The 21,178-nt window shown below is 66.6% G+C and carries 22 protein-coding genes; 7 read left to right on the top strand and 15 right to left on the bottom strand.

The annotated features are described in order from the left end of the window. Positions 1-17: 17 nt before the first annotated feature. From flgE to VER16_RS07915, 5 genes are all read right to left on the bottom strand, one after another. Positions 18-1,241, bottom strand: a complete 1,224-nt coding sequence (gene flgE, locus VER16_RS07935; RefSeq protein ID WP_324806962.1) for a flagellar hook protein FlgE — start codon at positions 1,239-1,241, stop codon at positions 18-20. A gap of 32 nt (positions 1,242-1,273) precedes the next feature. Beyond that, positions 1,274-1,954 carry a flagellar hook capping FlgD N-terminal domain-containing protein gene (locus VER16_RS07930; protein ID WP_324806960.1) on the bottom strand — a complete coding sequence of 227 codons (681 nt, stop codon included), beginning with the start codon at positions 1,952-1,954 and terminating at the stop codon, positions 1,274-1,276. A 23-nt stretch (positions 1,955-1,977) separates the two neighbouring features. Then, the gene (gene flgC / locus VER16_RS07925; RefSeq protein ID WP_324806958.1) at positions 1,978-2,385 is read right to left on the bottom strand and encodes a flagellar basal body rod protein FlgC; all 408 of its coding nucleotides are present in this window, start codon (positions 2,383-2,385) and stop codon (positions 1,978-1,980) included. 3 nt (positions 2,386-2,388) lie between these two features. Then, entirely contained in the window at positions 2,389-2,784 is a 396-nt protein-coding gene (gene flgB, locus VER16_RS07920; RefSeq protein WP_079221844.1) for a flagellar basal body rod protein FlgB, read from the bottom strand. A gap of 149 nt (positions 2,785-2,933) precedes the next feature. Continuing rightward, a complete protein-coding gene (locus VER16_RS07915) occupies positions 2,934-3,878 on the bottom strand; it encodes a chemotaxis protein (protein ID WP_324806955.1) in 945 nt (314 codons plus the stop codon). A gap of 189 nt (positions 3,879-4,067) precedes the next feature. On the opposite strand from VER16_RS07915, the gene flgA reads away from it, so the two are divergent. From flgA to VER16_RS07895, 4 genes are all read left to right on the top strand, one after another. After that, the gene (flgA, locus tag VER16_RS07910) at positions 4,068-4,724 is read left to right on the top strand and encodes a flagellar basal body P-ring formation chaperone FlgA (RefSeq protein ID WP_324807370.1); all 657 of its coding nucleotides are present in this window, start codon (positions 4,068-4,070) and stop codon (positions 4,722-4,724) included. A gap of 75 nt (positions 4,725-4,799) precedes the next feature. Then, entirely contained in the window at positions 4,800-5,105 is a 306-nt protein-coding gene (flgM, locus tag VER16_RS07905; RefSeq protein WP_324806953.1) for a flagellar biosynthesis anti-sigma factor FlgM, read from the top strand. Next, the gene (locus VER16_RS07900; protein WP_324806952.1) at positions 5,102-5,440 is read left to right on the top strand and encodes a flagellar protein FlgN; all 339 of its coding nucleotides are present in this window, start codon (positions 5,102-5,104) and stop codon (positions 5,438-5,440) included. Before flgM ends, VER16_RS07900 begins: the two co-directional genes overlap by 4 nt. A gap of 95 nt (positions 5,441-5,535) precedes the next feature. Further along, complete coding sequence (locus tag VER16_RS07895; RefSeq protein ID WP_324806951.1) at positions 5,536-6,753, top strand: ATP-binding protein; 1,218 nt, start codon at positions 5,536-5,538, stop codon at positions 6,751-6,753. A gap of 75 nt (positions 6,754-6,828) precedes the next feature. On the opposite strand, the gene VER16_RS07890 is transcribed toward VER16_RS07895, so the two are convergent. Beyond that, entirely contained in the window at positions 6,829-8,604 is a 1,776-nt protein-coding gene (locus tag VER16_RS07890; protein ID WP_324806950.1) for an EAL domain-containing protein, read from the bottom strand. 3 nt (positions 8,605-8,607) lie between these two features. Continuing rightward, positions 8,608-10,710, bottom strand: coding sequence for a PAS domain S-box protein (locus VER16_RS07885; RefSeq protein WP_324806948.1), 2,103 nt, complete (start codon positions 10,708-10,710; stop codon positions 8,608-8,610). 132 nt (positions 10,711-10,842) lie between these two features. Between VER16_RS07885 and VER16_RS07880 the strand changes: the two genes are divergently transcribed. Next, positions 10,843-13,581, top strand: coding sequence for a bifunctional diguanylate cyclase/phosphodiesterase (locus VER16_RS07880; protein ID WP_324806947.1), 2,739 nt, complete (start codon positions 10,843-10,845; stop codon positions 13,579-13,581). Between the two features lie 255 nt (positions 13,582-13,836). On the opposite strand, the gene VER16_RS07875 is transcribed toward VER16_RS07880, so the two are convergent. From VER16_RS07875 to VER16_RS07840, 8 genes are all read right to left on the bottom strand, one after another. Continuing rightward, on the bottom strand, positions 13,837-14,358 hold the full coding sequence (locus tag VER16_RS07875; protein WP_324806946.1) for a hypothetical protein: 522 nt from the start codon (positions 14,356-14,358) through the stop codon (positions 13,837-13,839). Between the two features lie 138 nt (positions 14,359-14,496). Continuing rightward, a complete protein-coding gene (locus VER16_RS07870) occupies positions 14,497-14,970 on the bottom strand; it encodes a hypothetical protein (protein ID WP_324806945.1) in 474 nt (157 codons plus the stop codon). Positions 14,971-15,087: 117 nt separating this feature from the next. Next, positions 15,088-15,327, bottom strand: a complete 240-nt coding sequence (locus VER16_RS07865) for a hypothetical protein (protein ID WP_324806944.1) — start codon at positions 15,325-15,327, stop codon at positions 15,088-15,090. Positions 15,328-15,425: 98 nt separating this feature from the next. Further along, a complete protein-coding gene (locus VER16_RS07860; RefSeq protein ID WP_324806943.1) occupies positions 15,426-16,616 on the bottom strand; it encodes a methyl-accepting chemotaxis protein in 1,191 nt (396 codons plus the stop codon). 127 nt (positions 16,617-16,743) lie between these two features. After that, positions 16,744-17,358 (bottom strand): high frequency lysogenization protein HflD, encoded by a 615-nt coding sequence (gene hflD, locus VER16_RS07855; protein WP_324806942.1) that lies wholly within the window; start codon positions 17,356-17,358, stop codon positions 16,744-16,746. Then, positions 17,355-18,497 (bottom strand): tRNA 2-thiouridine(34) synthase MnmA, encoded by a 1,143-nt coding sequence (gene mnmA, locus VER16_RS07850; protein ID WP_324806941.1) that lies wholly within the window; start codon positions 18,495-18,497, stop codon positions 17,355-17,357. Before mnmA ends, hflD begins: the two co-directional genes overlap by 4 nt. Then, complete coding sequence (locus VER16_RS07845) at positions 18,494-18,955, bottom strand: NUDIX hydrolase (protein WP_324806940.1); 462 nt, start codon at positions 18,953-18,955, stop codon at positions 18,494-18,496. The genes mnmA and VER16_RS07845 overlap by 4 nt, the downstream gene beginning before the upstream one ends. 1 nt (position 18,956) lies before the next feature. After that, the gene (locus VER16_RS07840) at positions 18,957-19,445 is read right to left on the bottom strand and encodes a hypothetical protein (RefSeq protein WP_324806939.1); all 489 of its coding nucleotides are present in this window, start codon (positions 19,443-19,445) and stop codon (positions 18,957-18,959) included. A 110-nt stretch (positions 19,446-19,555) separates the two neighbouring features. On the opposite strand from VER16_RS07840, the gene clpS reads away from it, so the two are divergent. Beyond that, entirely contained in the window at positions 19,556-19,882 is a 327-nt protein-coding gene (gene clpS / locus VER16_RS07835) for an ATP-dependent Clp protease adapter ClpS (RefSeq protein WP_079221861.1), read from the top strand. Positions 19,883-20,189: 307 nt separating this feature from the next. Beyond that, positions 20,190-21,152, top strand: coding sequence for a transposase (locus tag VER16_RS07830; RefSeq protein WP_324806937.1), 963 nt, complete (start codon positions 20,190-20,192; stop codon positions 21,150-21,152). Positions 21,153-21,178 lie beyond the last annotated feature (26 nt).

Here is a 21,178-nt window from a genome sequence, read left to right as displayed (position 1 = left end):
ACAGGGTCAGCAGGTCATCAACGGATGTTGATGACGGTCTGGGTGATCTGGTCCTGCGTGGTGATCATCTGCGCGTTGGCCTGGAAGTTGCGCTGCGCGGTGATCATGTTCACCAGCTGCTCTGTCAGGTCGACGGTGGACGATTCCAGTGCGCCGGACTGGATCTTGCCGAGGTTGGAGCTGTCCGGTGCCGCCGTGCGCGGGGTACCCGAATCGAAGGTTTCCACCCACAGGTTGTTGCCCTTCTGTTCCAGGCCCTGTGCGTTGTTGAAGGTGGTCAGGGCGACCTGGCCCAGTGCCTTGTCATCGCCGTTGGAGTAGCGCGCGTAGACCACGCCGCTTTCGGAAACGGTGATCTCGTTGAGCTTGCCGGCCGCGTAGCCATCCTGCTGGGTGTTGCGCAGGGCGAACTTCTCGCCGTACTGGGTGGAACCTGAGACATCCAGGGTCATGTTCAACGTGCCCGCGCCGGTGGTCGGGGTGAACGTGCCCAGGCTGATCTTGCCGTCGGTCGGCGAGGTCAGCGCGCCGGAATTGTTGAAGGTCAGCGTGGTCGGGTCACCCACGGCCTGGCCGTCAACGTAGTTGCGCACTTCCCACTCGTTCGGGTTGGCGGTCTTGACGAAGTAGGACACCTGGGTGTGGCTGACGCCCAGCGAGTCGTACACGGTGATGCCGCCGCTGGACTGGTTGTAGCTGTTGGAATCGGTCGGGTCGAAATCGGCGACCGTCGGTTCCTTGGCATTGGCGGGCAGGGTGAAGCCCACCTTGACCTCGCTGGTCTGCTTGGGCGGGCTGTCGGTGGTCAGCAGCTGCAGGTCGACCAGGCGGCCGGCGTCGAAGCTGGTGCCATCGGCGTTCGGTGCGAACACCTGCAGGCGCGCACCCTGCGGGTTGACCACATAGCCGGCCGAGTCGGTCTGGAAGTTGCCCGCGCGCGAGTACACGCGGTCACCGTTCATGCTCATGGTGAAGAAGCCTTCACCGGAGATGGCCATGTCCAGGCTGCGTCCGGTCTGCTCGTTGTTGCCCTGCAGGAACTGCTGGGCCACGTTGGAAACGCGCGCGCCCGAACCGACCTGGTTCCTGGCCAGGCCGTAGCTGGTGGCGGCGAACAGATCGGCGAACTCGGCCCGCGATTCCTTGAAGCCGGTGGTGTTGACGTTGGCGACGTTGTTGGCGGTGACGCTCAGGTCGGTGTTGGCGGCATTGATGCCGGACAGCGAAATGTTGAAGCCCATGGGATTGCTCCTGGTAGATGCGGGTGAGCGGCTCAGCTGACGCGGAGCACGTAGTCGATCGGGGCCGTGCCCAGGCCCTTGAGGTTCAGGTACAGGCCGTCCGAACCCACCGTCACGCTTTCAACCGGTGCCTGCACATACGTGGACAGCGTGGTCTGGGTACCGGCCGTGTCGGTGTGGGTGGCGGAAATGGTGTAATCGCCGGCGGCCACGCGGTTGCCGTTGGCGTCCTTGCCATCCCACTCGAACGCCGTTTCACCGGCGGCACTGGCTTCCACGCTCAGCTGGGTGACAGTGGCGCCGTTGGCATCCTTCACCGTCACGTTGACGATGCCGGCACCGGGCGCGGCGACCACGCCGCTGCTGCCGCCTTCCTCGCCGAGCACCATCTTGGTGGACGGCACCAGCACTTCGTGACCGACCAGCGCGGCACCGCGCAGCACCTGGTCACTGGCCATCGATTCCTGGAAGCCCTGCACCGTCGTGTTCAGATCGGTGATGCCCTGCACGGTGGACATCTGCGCCATCTGCGCGACCATCTGCGTGTTGTCCATCGGCTTCAGCGGATCCTGGTGCTGCAGCTGTTCGGTCATCAGGCGCAGGAAATCCGACTGGTCCAGCGTGCTCTTGCGGGTGCTGGTGTTGCTGTTGGGAGCGGTCAGGCCGAGCGCGGAATAGACGTCCTGGCTGGTCTGGGTAGAGACGGTGGTCATCGTGTTGTCCTCGCGGGTCCGCCTCAGCGGCCCATGGTCAGGGTGGCCAGGGCCAGTTCCTTGGCGGTGGTCAGCATCTCCACGCCGGCCTGGTAGTTGCGCGAGGTCGAGATGAGGTTGACCATCTGCGCCACCGGATCGACGTCGGGCTGGTAGATGTAGCCGTCGGCGTCGGCCAGCGGGTGGCCCGGCTCGTAGCGCTTGATCGGCGCCGCCTCGCTCTGGGTGATTTCCTTGACCTTCACCGAGGTGATGTTCGGGTCGGTCTTGCTGGTCACGGCCTGGAAGATGGGCTCCAGCGGCTTGTAGACCGCGTCGGCCGAGCCGGCGATGCTGTCGGCGTTGGACAGGTTGGAGGCGATGGTGCTCATGCGCACCGACTGCGCCTGCAGCGCGGAACCGGCGATATCGAAGATCGGCAGGTTGCTCATGGCTTACTGCCCCGTGATCGCGGTGAGCATGGAACGCACCTTGCTTTCGACGAAGCTGAGCGAAGCGCGGTATTCCAGTGCGGCGCGGCCATAGGCAGCGCGCTCGGCATCGGGGTCCACGGTGTTGCCATCGAGGCTGGGCTGGACGCCTTCGCGTGCCACCTGGAACGGGTTCAGGCCACTACTGATTTCGTAATGGCGCTCGCTGGTGGTGGTCATCAGGCCATTGGCATCGAGCCCCTGGGCATTGCGCAGGGCCGCGTCGAAATCCAGATCCTGGGCCTTGTACCCGGGGGTATCGGCGTTGCCCAGGTTGCTGGCGATCAGCTTCATCCGCTGTTCGCGCAACGGCATGGCCTGGGCATGCACGCCCAGGTAATCGGTAATCAGGTTGCGCACGGTGCACTCCCACGGGAACGATGCCCGGGAAGCTGCAAGCGGTGTGCCAAATGTGCGTATCGGGGTCGGAGCCCCTGGCGGGGTCCGACCCCAGCGGCCGGGGTCAGATTCCCGAAGGGGCTCTGACCCAAGGAGGGCCGGATGCGGCCTTACGCCGCCATCGCTACCTTGCGCAGGCGGTCCAGCACGAAGTCGGCCAGTTCGTGCGGCGAGTACTTGGCCACGAAGGCGTTGGCGCCCACGCGCTCCACCATCGCATTGTTGAATACGCCCGACAGGGAGGTGTGCAGCAGCACGTACAGCCCGGACAGGCCGGCATGGCGCCGGATTTCCGTCGTCAGGGTATAGCCATCCATGGCCGGCATCTCGATGTCCGAGATGACCATGGCGTAGCGGTCGGCGGGGTTCTCGCCCGACGCGTGGATCTGCAGCAGGTGGTCCAGCGCCTGCTTGCCGTCAGAGAGCAGGGTGGCACCGACCCCCAGCTGGTCCAGCACGCTGCGGATCTGCTGGCGGGCCACGCGCGAATCGTCCACCACCAGCACCTGCAGCTGCGGGGCGTCGGCCGGCATGGCCATGGCCGGGTCCAGCACGGCTTCGCCGCGGATCTGGGCGATGTCGGCCAGTACGCTTTCCACGTCGATGACCTGGATCAGCTCGCCCTGGAAGCGGGTGACCGCCGTCAGGTAGCTCGATTCCGCCCCCAGCTCCGGCGGCGGGTGGATGTCCTCCACTGCGATATTGACGATGCGCTCCACGCCACTGACCAGGAAGCCCTGGATCGAGCGGTTGAACTCGGTCACCACCAGGTAGCCGGGGGCGGTGTCCGCGTCCGGCTCACGCTCGGGGTGGCCGATGGCCAGGCCCAGGTCCAGCACCGGCACCGAGCGACCGCGTACGTCGGCCACGCCGGCGAACTGGCCAGGCAGGCCGGGCACCTGGAACAGCTCCGGGCGGCGCAGCACTTCCTGCACCTTGAAGACGTTGACGCCAAAAAGCTGACGTCCGCCGAGGCGGAACAGCAGCAGCGCCAGGCGATTGTGGCCGGCCAGTCGGGTCCGCTGGTCGATCCGGTTGAGCAGGTCATGGGACATGGCTGCTGTATCGGCGAGGGGGCGGCCGAACTTGAGGCGTATTTGGAACGTCGACCGCTCCATCTGTAGAGTCGAGTCATGCTCGACTGGCATTTTTGTTCAAAGCAGTCGAGTACGGTTCGACTCTACAAGAGCCTTTGGCACGGCGCTTGCAGCCACCCGGCCAGGTCTTACCACGCGGGAGGCGCCATGCGCCGCATCACATCTCTATTGGCCATCGCGCTGGCGTTTGCCTCGCCATGGGCGGCGGCGGCCGATTGGCAGCCGGTGGCAAGCATCCGTACGGCGGCATTGTCGACCTTGCCGGCAGGCAGCGAGGGCGAGGCGGTCGTCGCCGATGCCCTGCGCCTGCCACGCTGCGCCGCCACCCTGCAGGTGCAGCCCACCGCCAGCACCACGGTGGAGGTGAGCTGCCCGGATGCGGGTGGCTGGCGACTGTTCGTGCCGGTCAAGGTGCGTCACAACCAGACGGTGCTGGTGCTGACCCGGGGCATCGCCACTGGAGAAACGCTGGCGGCTGCCGATATCGGGACTGCCCAACGTGACGCCGCCCGCATTGCCGGCGCCGTGCTCTCCGATCCCGCTGCAGCGGTCGGTCGGGTTGCGCGCAGGCCGTTGCAGGCCGGCAGCCTGCTGTCGGCCAACGACCTGGTCGCCCAGCGTCTCATCAAGCGAGGAGACAATGTGGCTCTGGTATCGCGGCGTGGTTCGGTCGAAGTCCGCATTGCAGGCCGGGCCATGGGCGATGCGGGTGAGAACGACCGGATTTCCGTCGAGAACCTGTCCTCGCGCCGGATCGTGCAGGGCACGGTCGACGCCCAGGGTGACGTAATCGTGGCGCGTTGAAAAAACAAGCAATATCCCTAAAGATGACGGCCCAGTGGCCGTTATCCCTTGTGAACGGCAACTCCAGGACACCCTATGAGCCAGAAAATCGACGGCAACCTGCAGGTCCCCCAGGCACTGCGCAGCGTGACGACCCCGGCCAGCAAGGCCGGCGTCAGTGGCGATGCTCCGGCGCGCCCGGTCGAGGCGGCCGACAGCCTGCGCCTGACCGGCGAAGCCACCAACCTGCAGGCACTCGAGCGTGAGCTGAGCACCGCCCCGGCGATTGATGCCCAGCGCGTGGCCGCCGTGCGCGAATCGCTGCAGAACGGCACCTACAAGATCAATCCGGACGCGATCGCATCGCGCATGCTTGAACTGGACCAGCAGCTGCAGGGATGACCGCGGCGATGAGTGAACATCTTCAGCGACTTGCCCAGGCCCTGGATGTGGAACACCAGGCCCTGGTCGAGCACGATGTGCACGCGCTGATCCGCGCGACCGGCGCCAAGCTGGAGGCGCTGCGCGCCCTGGATTCGACCCCGCCGGTGGGCGAGGGTGAGCAGCTGCAGGAACTGGCCGAGCGCAACCGCGCCAACGGTGTGCTGCTGTCCCGCCGCCGCCGCGAGGTGGACTGGGCGTTGCGCCAGCTGGGCCGCACCGAGGCATCGTCCTCCTACGACGCCAAGGGCCAGGCCCACACGGTCAACGCGCGTCGCCCGCTCGCCATCGCCTGATCCAGGCTCGCCGGTGGCCTGCAGCGGCCGCCGGGCTGCAGTGCTGGCGCGGCAGCGCGTATATTGGGCGCCTGTTCGCAAGCCCCCGAGTCGACGTGTCCGCCGCCAACGCCCTGGTTACCGCCCCCCTTCCGCCGCAGCCGGTGCTGCAGGCCCTGCTGGAACGCCTGCGCGAAGGCCTGCTGCTGTTCAACGAAGATGGCAAGGTGGCGCTGGCCAACCCGGCCGCGCAGACCCTGCTGGGCAGTGACGAGGCCAGTGCGCCGGCGCCGCAGCGCCTGCGCGAACTGCTGCCACCCGATGCACTTGAGCAGGCCCGGCTGCACGGCCAGTGGAATGGCAGCCTGCCGCTGGGCGAGGGCGTGGTCATCGCCCACCTCTACCACCATGGCGAACCGGGCCGCGGCCACTACCTCGCGCTGTTCCGCCCCATCGAGGGACAGGAAGACTATGAGCGTGAGCTGCAGCAGCGCCACGCCGAACTGCGCCAGGCCTATCTGCGCCTGAACGGCACCCAGGAAAAACTGCTGCAATCGGAAAAGATGGCGTCCATCGGCCAGCTGGCCGCGGGCGTCGCCCACGAAATCAACAACCCGATCGGCTACGTGCACTCCAATCTGGGCAGTCTGCAGGAATACCTGCGCAGCCTGTTCACTGTCATCGAAGCCTACGAGCGCGCCCTGCGCGCGCCGGATCCGAAGGCGCTGATCCCGGAAATCGATGATATCCGTGACCGCCTGGACATCGACTTCATCAGCCGCGACCTGCCACAGCTGATGGCCGAATCGCGCGAGGGCATCGAGCGGGTGACCCGCATCGTGCGTGACCTGAAGGACTTCTCCTATTCCGGCCGCGACGAGTCGTGGAAGCTGGTGGACCTGCATTCCGGCCTGGAATCGACCATCAACATCATCTGGAACGAACTGAAGTACAAGGTCACCCTGCAGCGCGAGTTCGGCCAGCTGCCGCTGGTGGAGTGCCTGCCTTCGGAACTGAACCAGGTCTACATGAACCTGCTGCTCAATGCCGGGCACGCCATCGCCGAGCGCGGCACCATCACCGTGCGCACGGGCGTGGAGGGCGAGACGGTGTGGGTGGAATTCGAGGACACCGGCGGTGGCATCTCGCCGGAACTGCGCCAGCGCATCTTCGACCCGTTCTTCACCACCAAGCCGGTCGGCAGCGGCACCGGGCTTGGCCTGTCGATCTCCTACAGCATCATCAACAAGCACCACGGCCGCATCGACCTGGACAGCACGCCCGGCGTCGGCTCGCGCTTCCGCGTGGTGCTGCCGATCAAGCAGCCGCGCTGACCCGGCTTCTGTAGAGTCGAGCCATGCTCGACTGCTTTTTGCCGTAGTCGAACATGGCTCGACTCTACAGGTGGATCACCGCAGCGGCGTACGATCCTCACCCGCGTCCGACGCTTCCACCGCCGTCGGCCCGGCATTGCTGCGCCGCTGTTCCTCGTACGTGCGGAACGCCTGGTGGATGTGCTTGCGCAGTTCGTCATCGTTCCAGGGCTTGGTCAGAAAGCGATAGATCGCGCCGCGGTTGATCGCATCGGTCACCGTGTTCAGATCGGTGTAGCCGGACAGCACCAGGCGGATCGTGTCCGGGTACAGCATCTTCACCCGGCCCAGGAACTCGGTGCCGCTCATGTCGCTCATGCGCTGGTCGGACAGGATCACCTGCACGTCGTTGATCGCCAGCAGGTCGAACGCATCGCGCACGTTGCCGGCCGCCAGGATGCGGTAGCCATCGCGACGGAACAGGCGCACCAGCGACCGCAGCACGTTTTCCTCATCGTCCAGCAGCAGCAGGGTGCGGTCGGGGCGGGTCTCGGCAAAGGCCTCCGGGCGCAGGTAGCGACGGCGCAGGGTCATGCCGGCGGCGTCGGCCGACATCGGCTCGCCGAACAGATAGCCCTGGAACACATCGCAGTCATTGCGACGCAGGAAGCCCAGCTGCGCCTGGGATTCCACGCCGTTGGCAATCACCGTCATGCCCAGCTGGTGGCCCATGGCGATGATCGCGCGGGCGATGGCCGCCTCGCGGTTGCCGGCCGGTGCACTCTTGATGAAGCTGCGGTCGATCTTCAGCTTGTCCACCGGGTAGCGCACCAGCGCGCTCAGGCTTGAATCGCCGGTACCGAAATTGTCCAGGCTCAGGCTGATGCCTTCGTTGCGCAGGTTGGCCAGGGTTTCGTGGACGAAGTTGACGTTGTTGGTCAGCGCGCTTTCGTTGATCTCCAGCGTCAGCATGTGCGCCGGCACACCCGCTGCCTGCATCAGCGACATCACTTCGGCAAAGAAGTTCGGGCGCAGCAGCTGCAGGGTCGATACGTTCACGGCGATGGTGAAGTCATCAAAGCCCTGGTCGCGCCACAGCCTGGCCTGCTTCAGCGCGCCCTCCAGCACCCAGGTGCCGATCTGCACGATGATGCCCAGCCGCTCGGCGGTGCGCATGAAGCGTTCGGGCACCAGCATGCCCAGGGTAGGGGACTGCCAGCGCAGCAGCGCTTCCATGCCCACCACGTGGCCATCACGCGCACTCACCAGCGGCTGGTAGCGCAGTTTCAGCTCGCCGTTGGGAATCGCATCGACGATCTGGCGGGCGATGATGCTCTCGCTGTGCGCGCTCGGTGGCGTATCCACGGCATGGATGCGCACCGCATTGCCACCCTCGCGGGCGGCCTGGTACAGCGCATCCTCGGCATGGTCGAGCAGGCGCGAGGCGCTGCTGGCGTGCTCCGGGCACAGACTCACGCCCAGCTTGCCGGTCATGAACAGCGTGTACGGCAGCACTGACAGCGGTAGTTCCATCTGCTGCCGGATCTCCTCGGCGAAGTCTTCCGGCAGTGGCAGATCGGCCGTGCGCGGAACCGCCAGCAGGAACTCATCGCTGCCATGCCGCCACAGCTTGCCGCGGCCGCGCAGGTAGGACTGCAGGCGCTGGCCGACCAGCACCAGGGCCTGGTCACCCACCTCGGCGCTCATGTTTTCGTTGACCGAAGCAAAGTGGTCGATGTCCACGTGCATCAGCATCAGCGGGATGCCGCCGGAGGCGGCTTCGGTGACCATGGCCTGCAGCTCGGGGTTGCCGGCGCCCAGCCTGTCGGGGGCGTCGTCGATGCTGACCAGCGGCATGTTGGGGTTCCACATGGCTCAATGTTCCGGGGAATCAGCGGCGGCCGCGGTGGCCGCCTGGTAAGGAAGATGGACGTCGACGAGGGTGCCGGCGCCGTGCGCCGACGCGATGTGGACGTGGCCGCCCACGCTCTGCGCGCGCTCGCGCATCACGATCAGGCCCAGCCCGCGGGGGCCGTCCGGGTCGAAGCCCTCGCCATCGTCGCGGATCTGCAGGTGCAGGCCGCACTGGTCGACATCGCGCAGCTGCAGCTTCACCTGGCTGGCACGGGCGTGGCGCAGCACATTGGTCAGGCTTTCCTGGGCAATACGGAAGCAGGCCTGTTCGATGCTGTTGTCCGGGCGCGAGGGCAGGGTGTCGATCTCGGCCAGCAGCTCCACCGGCGAGGAACGGAACAGCACCCGGGCCTGCCAGCTCAACGCCGCTTCCAGGCCCAGCGCGTCCAGCTGCGGCGGGCGCAGCAGGGTGGAAATATCGCGCAGCTTGGCCACCGTGGTGTCGGCCAGGCTGACAATCTGCGCCAGGTCCTCGCCGCGGCGCTGGGCATCCTGCTCGTCCTGCGCAGCATAGGCGGACAGCTTGATCGCGGTGATTGCCTGGCCGATGTCATCGTGCAGGTCGCGCGAGATGGCCCGGCGCTCGTCTTCCTGCAGCGAGAACAGGCGGCCGGCCATGGCCTGCAGTTCGCGGTTGCTGGTTTCCAGTGCGGCGCGGGTGCGCTCGGATTCGCTCAGGTCGCGCACGATCAGCAGCTTGCAGTCGCGGCCGCCGTAGCGCACCTCGCCCACGGCCAGGCCGGCGTGGAAGGGGCGGCCATCGGCGCGCTGCATCACCACCACACTGTTGTGGCCCGGGCTGTGCTGCGGCTGGCCGGCACGCAGCTGCAGGCGCACCCGGTCCAGCTCGGCCGGTGCCACCAGTGCCGCCAGCGGTTCGCCCAGCAGGGTGTGGCTGCCATAGCCGAACAGCGCGGCTGCCCAGGCATTGGCATACAGCACGTGTTCGTCGGACAGGATGATGACGCCGTCGGGCAGTACCCGCACCAGCTCGCGGAACTGCTCCTCGCGCTCACGCAGCAGGCGGCGCGACTGCTCACGCTCGGTCACGTCCTGCAGCGTGCCCAGCACCCGCTCGCGGCCCGCCTCGTCCATGCCCCGGGCCGCGCGCAGGTGCACCATCAGGGCGCGGCCGTCCATCGACAGCAGGGGCAGCAGCACGTCGACCTGCACCGACGGGCCAGCACACAGCTCGGCCAGCAGCTGCTCGGTCTGGGTGGCGGTGGCCGGATCGGCGGGCACCAGCAGCTCATCGAAACGATGCCAGCGGCGCGCCTCGGGCACGCGCCGGCCGAGCAGGCGATAGACCTGGTTGGAATAGCGGCCCAGGCCGCTGGCCGGGTCCAGTTCCCAGGCGCCGATGCGGGCCAGCTCGTGTGCCTCATCCACGCGCGCCAGGGCCTGGTCGCGGCGCAGCTGGGCCAGATCCTCGGCCGTGCGGTCGATGGCGATCAGCAGGCGGGCAGTGTGCCCGTCGTAGTCGATCGCATTCGAGCGCAGCTCCATCTGCCGGCGGCTGCCGTCGCGCAGCTGCAGCGGGGTGCGCAGGATGCAGATCTGGTCGGGGGCCTCGCGGATCGCTTCCAGCTTGACCTGCAGCACCTGGCGATCACCGGGGGGCCAGAGCACGTCGATGGTCTGTTCCAGCAGTTCGCCGCGCTCCCAGCCGAAGGCCTGGCAGGCCGCCGGGTTGGCATCGAGGATGGCCAGGCTGTGCAGGTCGTAGACCAGGATGGGCCCGGGGTTGCCCTCGAACAGCTGCCGCAGGCGCAGTTCCGACCCCTGCAGGCGGGCGTGGGTGTGCAGCACGTGCTCGGCCAGCGGGCGCAGCAGCAGGTACAGCAGGCCGGCACTGGCGAAGGCAAAGAAGGCGTCCTTCACGGTCTGCCAGAACGCCAGCTGCTGCGGGTCGGGCACCAGCGAAGCCATCGCACCGTCGGTGGCGATCATCCAGGCCAGCGCCAGGACCAGATAGCTCAGCACCACCCGGCGCCGGTCACGACCCAGGGCCTTGGCCATCTGCGGGTCGGGAACGGGGGCAGTGCCGGTCGGTTCTACGGGCATCGGGCAGGGCAGGAAGAAGGGGCGCCGGCCATAGTAACGCGCGGGTGCGTCCAGGCACTCAATTATCCGCTGGAGCAGCCGTTAACCACTGCGTGCCCCGCTGTCGGGCGCGCCATTCCGGAGCAACATCGCGTGGACCAAGGGATCATCGCCAGCCTGCTGCAGCACCCGCTTGCCTCGGCACTGGTCATCGTCGACCGTGGCGGCCGTCCGCTGGCAGCCAATCCGGCCGCGCGTGAACATGGCCTGCCGGCGACGGTGGCCGCCTATGCACCGATGCTGGAGGACCTGCGCCTGCTGGCGGCCGACGGCGGCGTCGTTCCCTGCACCCTGCCGGGTGGCCCACGCGGCCACTACGATGGCTTCCTGCGTGCCGTGCATGACGGCAGCGGCAATCTGCTGGCGTTCACCCTCAGCGTGCCCGAACCGGTGCCGGTCGACGCGGGCGGGCGCTGGGAGCTGGCCCTGGACAGCGCTGGCCACAGCCTGTGGGACTGGGACATTCCCAGCGACCGGGTCGTGCGTACTCCCTCGATGGCCGATGAGACCGCCACCGCAATTCTGGCCCGCGTGCACAGTGATGACGTCGGCGACATGCGCGCCGCCCTGGACGATCACCTGCGTGGCCACAGCGACCAGTACAGCGCCCAGTTCCGCTTCCGCCAGGGGGATGGGCAGTGGCGCTGGGTGCTCGACCGTGGTCGCGTGGTCGCCCGCACCGCCGATGGCCAGCCGCTGCGCATGGTCGGCACGCATACCGATATCGAGCAGCAGAAGCAGCTTGAAGCGCTTCTGCAGGAACAGCAGCTGCACCTGAGTGAGGCCCAGCGCATCGCCAGCATGGGCAGCTGGTCGTTCGACCCGAACAGTCATCGCTTCTGGTGGTCGCCCGAGCTGCGCTCGCTGCTGGCCCTGGAGCCTGGCGAAGTACCCGGCCAGCGGCGCTGGCTGAAGCAGTTGCACCCGCGCTCGCGCGGGGCGCTGCGTGCAGCCTGGCGGCGCCTGTGGCGTGACGGCCGCGCGGCCAACCTGGAGCTTGAACTGACCCGCGGCAGTGAGCCCTCGCAGCACCTGCGCCTGTGGATGCAGCCGCTGCTGGACATGGATGGCCACCCCAAGCGCCTGCTGGGCCAGGTACAGAACATCACCGAACAGCACCAGACCGACGCGCTCATCCGCTGGCGCACCGAGCTGCTCAACCGCGTCTCCGCGCTGGGCCGCATCGGCGGCTGCGAGATCGAGGTCAGCGCCCGGCACATGCAGTGGACCGAGGAGTGCTACCGCATCCACGGCCTGCGCAAGGAGCCGATCACCCTGGACCAGGCGCTGGCCCTGTACACCGAAGATTCGCGCGCGCATTTCGAAGCCGCACTGCTGCGCATCGCCGGTGGCGGGCTGCCGGAGCAGCTGGACCTGTGTTTCTACCGCCAGTCCGGCCTGCGGGTCTGGGTGCAGGTACTGATCGAACTGGACCGTCGCGATGGCCTGCCGGCGCGCTTCGTGGTCCTGTTCCGTGACATCACCCGCGAACGTGAAGCCAATGAGCGCATCGAACTGCTGGCCCACTACGACCTGCTGACCGGGCTGCCCAACCGGGTACTGCTGGGCGAGCAGACCGCCGAGGCCATTGAAGAGGCCCGCGACCGTGGCTCTTCGCTGGCGATGCTGTTCATCGATCTCGATGGCTTCAAGAACATCAACGACAGCTTCGGCCATGCCACCGGCGATGCGCTGCTGAAGGCCGCTGCAACCCGGCTGCACCAGAACCTGCGCAACAACGACCTGTTCGGCCGCTTCAGCGGCGACGAGTTCATCGTGGTGCTGCGCGACCTGGCCGAACCTGAAGACGCCGGCCACGTGGCTCGCAAGCTGATCGGCTCGCTGGCCGAGCCGCTGCGGCGCGGTGACACGGTGTTGAAGGTCGGTGCCAGCGTGGGCATTGCCATCCTGGGTGACGCCCAGACCGATTTTGATTCGCTGCTGCGCGCAGCCGATGCGGCGATGTATGCCGCCAAGGAGGCGGGCCGCAACACGTACCAGTACTACAGCCAGGACGCTCTGGCGCGGATCCAGCGCCGCCTTGATATCGAGCATGGCCTGCACGGCGCCATCGAGCGCGAGGAATTCAGCCTGGCCTACCAGCCCCTGCTGCACGCCCAGCACGGCGAGCCGCCGGCCATCGAAGCGCTGCTGCGCTGGCACCGACCGGGCGTGGGCTATTGCAGCCCCGCCGAGTTCATCCCCATTGCCGAGAAGTGCGGTGAGATCGTGCGCATCGGCGACTGGGTGCTGACCGAAGCCTGCCGCCAGGCGGCGGCCTGGGATCGTGCCGGCCTGCGGTTTGACCGCATTGCCGTGAACGTATCGGCCGTGCAGCTGCGTGATCGGGGCTTTGCCGAGCGGGTGATCGAGATCTGCCACGCCCATGGCTGGTCGCCGCAGCGGCTGGAGCTGGAGCTGACCGAATCGGCGCTCATCCGGGACACCGACATCCTGCGCCACTGTTTCGACGTGCTGGAACGGCACGGCGTGCCGCTGGCGGTGGATGACTTCGGTACCGGCTTCTCCAATCTGCATTACCTCAACCGCTTCCCGGTGGGCCGCCTGAAGATCGACCGCAGTTTCGTGCAGGGCATGCTGCACGACACCGGTACCGCTGAAGTGACCCAGGCGATTGTCCACCTGGGGCATGCGCTGGGCATGAAGGTGGTGGCCGAAGGCGTGGAAACCCACCAGGAAGAAGACATGCTGCGCCGGCAGGGGTGTGACGAGATCCAGGGCTACCTGTATTCGCGCCCGCTCAGCCCCCGTGACCTGGCCGTCTGGCTGCGCCAGCAGCACGCCCCGCCGCAGATCGCCCTGGCCCGGTAACGGTCGCGCCGGGCCATGCCCGGCGGCACTGGTCTGTGCCCTGGTGGGTGCCGACCGTTGGTCGGCACTGATGCCCGCGCTCGCGACCATCCACGCATGGCGTGGATCTACTACCGGGCTTTGCCTAGGTGGGTGCCCACCTTGTAACGGTAGCGCCGGGCCATGCCCGGCGGCTCTGGTCTGTGCCCTTGGTGGGTGCCGACCGTTGGTCGGTACTGATGCCTGCACTCGCGATCATCCACGCATGGCGTGGATCTACTGATCGATGAACCGCCGCGGGAATTCCGAGCACAGCCGTGCCCGCACCGCCTCAGCCACATTGGCATAACGCCGCCGCTGGATGTAGAAACCCATATAGAACACCAGCAGGAACGCGACCATCGGCCACGCCATCGGGCGCACCAGGATGATCGGCAGCAGAACCACTGAAAAAACCAGTGCGAACCAGCTGCATCGCCCGATTACCCGTACCTCGCGACGCCGCTTGTCGATCACCAGGTGGCCGCGCATCAGCGGGAAGTAACGGCTACCGAAGTGGGGTGCGAAACTCTCGCGGAACGCCACGCTGCCGTCGGGCAGGGCATGGAATGCCAGGCGCAGCCATTTTTCGATGGGAAGATCGTGGTCCAGCCCGCCCAGTGAGAGCTGGTTCAATTCGGCCGGCGAAGCTGCGACACGCTGGTTGAACAGGATGATGCCGGTGCGAAAGAAGAACGGCGCCCAGAACACCAGCAACAGGACTTCGATCAGCAACAAAGCGATCAGGGCGATGGCCATCGGTCTTCCATGAACGGGACCGGCGCATCATGCCATGCTGGGCATGAGTGGTGAAGGAAGGGTCAGCACGCCGTGCGCCGAGGTTCCATTACACCGAACGGAACCCGGTAGTTGCCTGGGCAGCCAGGTCAACTCTCATCAAGTGGTAGCCCGGAAGCTCAGATTCTTCCCGGTGTTTCGCACAGTGGCCTGATGTCCGGAGAAGTTCACCGTGTGCGAGCGTGTGCGTGTGCCCTGGACGTTAAGCAGCGTGTGGCCCTCCGTCAGCGCATGATCGATCAGGGCGCGCTCGATCAATCCGATGCACTTTGCCGTGCTTTGGCCAGACCTAGGAGTGAACTGGCCGAAGATGAGCACCTTCGTTCCGTTTCGCGCCTTCTGGATGCCGATCATCAGCTGGGTGCTTTTCTTGAAATGCTGCAGTGCGCGTGCGCCTAGGCTCTCGGTCTTGCCGATGTAGAGCGGGTAAACCTTGCCATTGAAGATCCGGGCGAACATGTACACACCGGGCATCCCCGCCCAGTCTTCAAGTCCTTCAGCGGTATAGATCAAATTGTCGTGGTTGCCGTCGATCAGCTTGATCGGGGCGTGCCATTTGACGTTGAGTTCCATTCAATTCTCCGATCAGAAGCGCATGTCCTTTCCTTCGTCCTGAACTCCAGAACGGGTGAGGTCATTGCGTGTGCTATTGCGAAGCGCTCCGCCGAAAGTTGCCAGCGACCGCTTAGTTCAAAAGTGTCGGATGCCTGAGGGGGCCTTCAGCGAATCCCCATCCAGCCCAAGATCCCAGGCCATCCCCAGCAGTTCACCCGCGGCTGCCTGCGGGGCAGGGCGGGCATCGGCCAGCTGCCTAAGTTCCTCGATCTCTTCGCGTGCGACCGCCTCCAGCTGCTGCAACTGCTCGCGCACGCTCGGGTTGCGAGGGCGTTCATTTGGGTCGATCGGAGGCAGGGCGCGGATCAGGGTCATGGTGCGCGGGTCAGGGGTTTCCACGGGCAGGTTACACGCGAAGGCCCCGGAATGACCGGGGCCTTGCGGGCTGCCGGAAAGGGCAGCAGACATCAGGATCAGAACAGCTCGACCGTGCCGGCGCCCATGTTCTGCTGGGCCACCGGCTTGTGCGGCGGGCGCTCCCACTCGCTGCGCAGTTCGCGCAGGCGGCTGCCGGTGCGCTGCAGGGCGGTGGCGATCTCTTCGTCGAACACGCCGCCGTTACGGTGCAGCAGTTCCTGCAGGGCCACGGCTTCGCGGTTGATCGCAGTCAGGCGGTCCAGGTGGGTGTGCACGCCGCCCAGGGCCTGGGTGGCAATGTCCTCGAACTGCAGGGCGCGCACGGCCTCGGCCACGCTGCCGTCGATCGAACGGGCGCACTCGGACACTTCGCGCATGCCGTCGCCCAGCGAGGCGTTGATCTGCGCCACGTTGTCCAGCATCGCCGCCGCTTCCTGGCGCGCTTCGCGGGAACGGTCCATGTCACGCGAGGCCATGTGCGAGACGGTCTCGCGCACCTTGGCGATGGCGTCCTTGGAGCTGTGGGCCAGCTTGCGGATCTGTTCGTTGAAGGTGGTCGAACGCTCGGACAGGTTGCGTACTTCGTCGGCCACCACGGCGAAGCCACGGCCGGCTTCACCGGCACGGGCCGCTTCGATGGCCGCGTTCAGTGCCAGCAGGTTGGTCTGGTCGGCAATCGACTTGACGTCTTCCAGCAGGGCGAAAATGCCGTCCAGGTGCTGGGCCATCTGGTCGATGTGCTGCACGGTGGTGCTGCTCTGGCCGCTCACCTGTTCCAGCGCTTCCACCAGCTGTTCCATGCGGTGGTTGGCATGCTGGGCGAAACGGGCAACGTCGAGGCCGGCATTGCCGTCGTCACCGGCGCGGTCGACGATGCGCGACAGGGCCTGGCTCTGCTGGCGCGACTTGCGGTTCATCGCATCGAAGCTGCCGCCCAGGCTGGAGACGGCCTGGCGGATCAGGTCACGGGCGCGTTCCACTTCACCCCGCGAACCATCGATTTCGTTGCCGACGAAGTTGCGCAGCTCGGTCAGCAGCTGATCCTGCTCGCGCAGAACGCGGGCATGTTCCGGGGAACGCTGCGCCTGGGCACGGGTGGTCCACCACGCAAAGCCCAGCCAGCTCAGCGTCATCGTGGTCAGGATCGCCCAGCGCAGGGCGGCCGGCCATTCGAAACCGATGGCGAAGGGGAGCAGCAGGGTCAAGGCCAGGGGGGCGGCCAGGCGGATGAAAATGCGTGAGTACATGGACGTTCTCGGGAGGTGCACGGAGGATGTATCGGCCGTACCCCCTTTCTCTTTAACGTCGATGTGGCTTCTGGATGCGCCGGATTTCCGACGCGTTCGCCGGGCCATGCCCGGCGGGCACCGCATTTCAGCCCAGCTGCCGGTCCACGGCTTCGGTCATCGCCTTGCGGCTGAGCAGGAAGTCCCAGTAGCTGCCGCCCAGCTGCCGCCACAGCACCGCCGCACGCACGGCGGCCAGCAGCAGCGCGCGGATCTCGGCCACCACCCCGGCCTGGCCCAGATAGTGCGGGTTGCCCTGCACCATCACGCGCGGCTTGAGGTGGCTGATGGTGTCCGCATACAGGCCGCCCAGGCTCGCCAGCACGTCCGGGTGGCCGCTGTCGCCCAGCTCGGCGGCCTGGCGCTGGGCGCGCTCGATGCCCGAGGCGACCTTGTTCACGGTGGCACCGTCCTGCACGAAGCGGCGCTCCAGCTGCAGCACCGACAACGCCAGCTTGGGCAGGATCGGGTCCTGGCCCTGGTTGCGGAAATAGTTGTGCAGCAGGCGCAGGCCGGATTTCAACGCGTGGCGGTCACCAAAGACCTCCTGCGGGGAGGCGGCATCGATGCGGAACACGCTGTCCACCGCGGTACGCACCGCTGCCGCGTCGGAATGGCCGGTATCGGCGATACGGCGCACCTGCTGCAGGGCCTGGGCAATGCCGGCCAGGGCCAGGACGCGGTCGTCGACAGTGAAACTCATGCAGCGGTTACCTCAAAAGGAGAAGGGGTGGTGCGCAGGCGCTGTTCCAGCGGCGCATCGGTGGCGGCGATGACCGCGCCGCCCAGGCAGACTTCGCCGTCATACAGCACCAGCGACTGGCCCGGGGTCACGGCACGCTGCGGGCGGGCAAAGGTCACCAGCACGCTGCCATCGTCCAGCACCTCGACCGTACACGGCTCGTCCGGCTGCCGGTAGCGGGTCTGGGCGGTGCACTCGAAGCGGCGGGCCGGCGGGGCCCCGGCAATCCAGTGCGCGGTTTCCGACCGCAGCCGGTCGGACAGCATCCACGGGCTGTCCCGGTCCTGGTCCACGTACAGCACGTTGCTGGCCACGTCCTTGCCGACCACGTACCACGGCGCTGCCGGGCGGCCGCGTACGCCGCCGATGTTCAGGCCTTCGCGCTGGCCCAGGGTGAAATAGAACACGCCCGGGTGCTCGGCGATGACGCTGCCGTCGGCCGGGTCCAGGATCTGGCCGGACTTTGCCGGGAGGTAGCGGCCGAGGAACTCGCGGAAGTCGCGCTCGCCGATGAAGCAGATGCCGGTCGAATCCTTCTTGGCATGGGTCGGCAGGCTGACGTCGCGGGCGATCCGGCGCAGGTCGCTCTTTTCCAGGTCGCCAATCGGGAACAGGGTGGCGGCCAGCTGTTCCTGCCCCAGCTGGTGCAGGAAGTAGCTCTGGTCCTTGGAACGGTCGGCGCCGCGTAGCAGCAGCCACTGCTGGCCGCGCTGGGCGATACGCGCGTAGTGGCCGGTGGCGATGCGCTCGGCACCCAGTTCGCGGGCGGCGTCCAGGAAGTGCTTGAACTTCACCTCGCGGTTGCACAGCACGTCCGGGTTGGGCGTGCGGCCAGCAGCGTATTCGGCCAGGAAGTGCTCGAACACGCCCTGCCAGTACTCGCTGGAAAAATCGCGGAAGTGGAACGGGATGCCGAGCAGGCCGCAGACAGCCACCGCGTCGCGGCGATCATCCTCGGCGCGGCAGTCGCCGCTGCCGTCGTCGGCCCAGTTCTGCATGAACAGGCCGGCCACGGCCTCGCCCTGCTGCACCAGGCGCCAGGCGGCCACGGACGAATCCACGCCGCCGGACACGCCCACCATCACCCGGGGACTGCTCATGCGACCTCCTGGACCAGGGAAAGCGGATGGCGCTGGCCGGCCAGGTAGTCGGCCACCACCTGCCAGACCAGCGGGCTGCGCAGGCGCGGCCCGGCCGCCTGCAGCTCTGTCGGGTCCAGCCACAGGGCGCGGTCGATGCCGGCATCCAGCGGCTGGTCCGGGTCGTGCGACAGCGGGCGTGCGGCGTAGCAGAAGCGCAGGAACGCCGTGCCGTCAGGTGCGGTCCACTGGTAGCAGCCGATGAAGGCGGTCAGTTCCACCGTCCAGCCGGTTTCCTCGCGGGTCTCGCGCAGGGCGGCCGCGGCCAGGCTCTCGCCCGGTTCCAGGTGGCCGGCGGGCTGGTTCAGCACCTGCCGGCCGTCGATGGTCTCTTCCACCAGCAGCACGCGGCCGCCGTCGACCACCACGGTGGCCACGGTGGCATGCGGTGCCCAGCGCGGGTCCTGCACAGCGTTCAACTCAGAGGTCGTCCTTCTTGGTCAGCTCCAGTTCCATCGCATCGGCGGTACGGATGGCCGCATCGATGGCGTCGCTGAGCTGGTCGGTAGTGGCATCGGCGTCGATCTTCACCACGAACATGGCGGTCTTGTCCTGCTTCACCCAGCCGCCCATCTTGGCGTCCTGGGAGTCTTCCAGCAGGCGGTTGGCCACTGCTTCGGGGAACTGCTTGGCCGTGGCCACATAGCCCGGCGACCAGATCTCGCGGATGTTGTGGCTTCCGAAGTCCTCCACCGCCGAGCGCACGTAGACCATCTGGGTACGGTCACCTTCCACGTCGAACACCATCTGGTAGTCGCCGTCCTCGTCCACCTCATAGGTGTAGCCCAGCTTGTCCAGGTGGCGGGCGATGGCGGCGTCGGCCTTGCTGCTCTCCGCATCGGTCGCGGCGGCGGCGCTGCCGGAGGCGGCCAGGGCGAACAGCAGGGCAGGCAGAAGGGTCCTTTTCATGAAGATCCTGTGAAACGTTAGGGACAGGCGTTGATTGTGACGGCGGCCGTGCGTGCCGTCCATTCCGTACCCGACCGGCGAAGCGCCGCCGCACCCTCTATAATGTATGGATGCCCCGCGAGTCTTCCCCCGAATCCCATCACGACCACGGTATTGCCGTGGAGCCCGCGCGCCCGGAAGTGGCGCCGCCGCCGTTCTACCAGGTCATGATCCTCAACGACGACTACACCCCGATGGATTTCGTGGTGGACGTCCTGCAGCAGTTCTTCAGCATGGACCTGGACAAGGCCACGCAGGTGATGCTGCACGTCCATACCCGCGGCCGTGGCGTCTGCGGCGTCTTCACCCGTGAAGTGGCCGAGACCAAGGTCGCCCAGGTCAATGAGTACTCGCGCATGAACCAGCATCCGCTGCTGTGCACGATGGAAAAGGCCTGACCGGGCTCCCGTAGAGTCGAGTTTGCTCGACTGGATTTGCCCCCCGCAGAGTCGAGCTTGCTCGACTGCCCCCCAGTCGAGCAAGCTTGTATGTTCCCCCCGGCTCCCACGAGGTATGTAGGAGCCAGGGTGGAGGGACCGTCAAGCAAGCATCTGCGGAGTCGAGCCGACAGACGAGTCGAGCGATCCCCATCCCGCACCTTAACGTCGATAAAGGATCTAGCGGCCTTTGAGGACCGCCGATGTAGGCAAGCCAACGTGGTGCGGTACCACCCCAGCCCCTTAACAATAGCTGGGAGTTGCGCAGATGTCAGATCATTCCGCCATCGGCATCGACGCCGATTCAAAGACCTTGGTGGTGGCGCGCCACGGCACCAAGGGCAGCGCCCGAATCGCCAATTCGGCCTCGGCCATCACCAAGTGGCTGTCCAGCGTGCCTGCCAAGTCGCGTATCGGCGTTGAAGCGACCAATCGCCATCACGAGCTTGTGGTTCAGGCTGCCCAGAAAGCCGGTCACGCTGTCTTCCTGCTCAACCCGCGTGACATCAAGCACTACGCCAAGGGCGTGGCCTGCCGGGGCAAAACTGACTCCGGCGACGCGCAGGTCATCGCACGGTACATCGCCAGAGAAGCCGACAATCTGCACGAGCACATCGCCCGTTCGCCGGAGCAGGAGCTGCTGCACGTGCTTCTGCAGCAGCGTGACAGCCTGGTGCGGAACAAGGCAACGCTCCATCTTTCTCTGGGCAGCGATGCGGCTGAATCGGCCACGTTCGGGCCGATATTCAGTGCTCTGAAAGAGGCCCTTGCGATGCTGGATCGAAAGATCCAACACCTCTGTCGCAGCGGCGAACAGCGCGATCTGTATCGGCGGATCATGACCATTCCGGGCATCGGGCCGACGGTGGCGGCCTTTGTTACCCATCACATCACCCGCTGGCCGTTGGCCAACTCAGACGCCTGGGTGGCCTGCACCGGGCTGGATCCACGCCCCAACGAATCCGGCGCCCGGATCGGCCGCCGTCGGCTGTCCAAACGAGGCAATGCCAGCCTGCGGCAGATCCTCTACATGGCCGCCATGGGCCTGACCCGATCCAAGGGTGGAAAACCCCTCTACACCGCCATCCGCGACCGCGGACACAGCAGTACTGCCAGCTTCAACATCCTGGCCAGAAAGCTGGCCAGAATCGCGTGGGGCGTCTTCAAGAGCGGCCGGGACTTTGACCCGAGCATGCTGAAGGTGGGGCAAGCCTGCTTCCAGCAGGCTTGACCACGAACATAGGATCTCGACTCTAC

It is taken from the genome of Stenotrophomonas sp. (assembly GCF_035634915.1).
Classification (GTDB): Bacteria; Pseudomonadota; Gammaproteobacteria; order Xanthomonadales; family Xanthomonadaceae; genus Stenotrophomonas.
Note: the sequence above shows the minus strand (reverse complement) of the source record. Positions and strands in the feature narration are given on the sequence as shown.

Coding starts and splice junctions, on each gene's coding strand:
- VER16_RS07885 (WP_324806948.1), bottom strand. CDS start 10,710: ATGCCCGTAGAACCGACCGGCACTGCCCCCGTTCCCGACCCGCAGATG.
- VER16_RS07865 (WP_324806944.1), bottom strand. CDS start 15,327: ATGACCCTGATCCGCGCCCTGCCTCCGATCGACCCAAATGAACGCCCT.
- flgA (WP_324807370.1), top strand. CDS start 4,068: ATGCGCCGCATCACATCTCTATTGGCCATCGCGCTGGCGTTTGCCTCG.
- VER16_RS07875 (WP_324806946.1), bottom strand. CDS start 14,358: ATGGCCATCGCCCTGATCGCTTTGTTGCTGATCGAAGTCCTGTTGCTG.
- VER16_RS07900 (WP_324806952.1), top strand. CDS start 5,102: ATGACCGCGGCGATGAGTGAACATCTTCAGCGACTTGCCCAGGCCCTG.
- VER16_RS07890 (WP_324806950.1), bottom strand. CDS start 8,604: ATGTGGAACCCCAACATGCCGCTGGTCAGCATCGACGACGCCCCCGAC.
- VER16_RS07840 (WP_324806939.1), bottom strand. CDS start 19,445: ATGAAAAGGACCCTTCTGCCTGCCCTGCTGTTCGCCCTGGCCGCCTCC.
- hflD (WP_324806942.1), bottom strand. CDS start 17,358: ATGAGTTTCACTGTCGACGACCGCGTCCTGGCCCTGGCCGGCATTGCC.
- VER16_RS07870 (WP_324806945.1), bottom strand. CDS start 14,970: ATGGAACTCAACGTCAAATGGCACGCCCCGATCAAGCTGATCGACGGC.
- flgC (WP_324806958.1), bottom strand. CDS start 2,385: ATGAGCAACCTGCCGATCTTCGATATCGCCGGTTCCGCGCTGCAGGCG.
- clpS (WP_079221861.1), top strand. CDS start 19,556: ATGCCCCGCGAGTCTTCCCCCGAATCCCATCACGACCACGGTATTGCC.
- VER16_RS07860 (WP_324806943.1), bottom strand. CDS start 16,616: ATGTACTCACGCATTTTCATCCGCCTGGCCGCCCCCCTGGCCTTGACC.
- VER16_RS07930 (WP_324806960.1), bottom strand. CDS start 1,954: ATGACCACCGTCTCTACCCAGACCAGCCAGGACGTCTATTCCGCGCTC.
- VER16_RS07830 (WP_324806937.1), top strand. CDS start 20,190: ATGTCAGATCATTCCGCCATCGGCATCGACGCCGATTCAAAGACCTTG.
- flgM (WP_324806953.1), top strand. CDS start 4,800: ATGAGCCAGAAAATCGACGGCAACCTGCAGGTCCCCCAGGCACTGCGC.
- VER16_RS07915 (WP_324806955.1), bottom strand. CDS start 3,878: ATGTCCCATGACCTGCTCAACCGGATCGACCAGCGGACCCGACTGGCC.
- mnmA (WP_324806941.1), bottom strand. CDS start 18,497: ATGAGCAGTCCCCGGGTGATGGTGGGCGTGTCCGGCGGCGTGGATTCG.
- flgE (WP_324806962.1), bottom strand. CDS start 1,241: ATGGGCTTCAACATTTCGCTGTCCGGCATCAATGCCGCCAACACCGAC.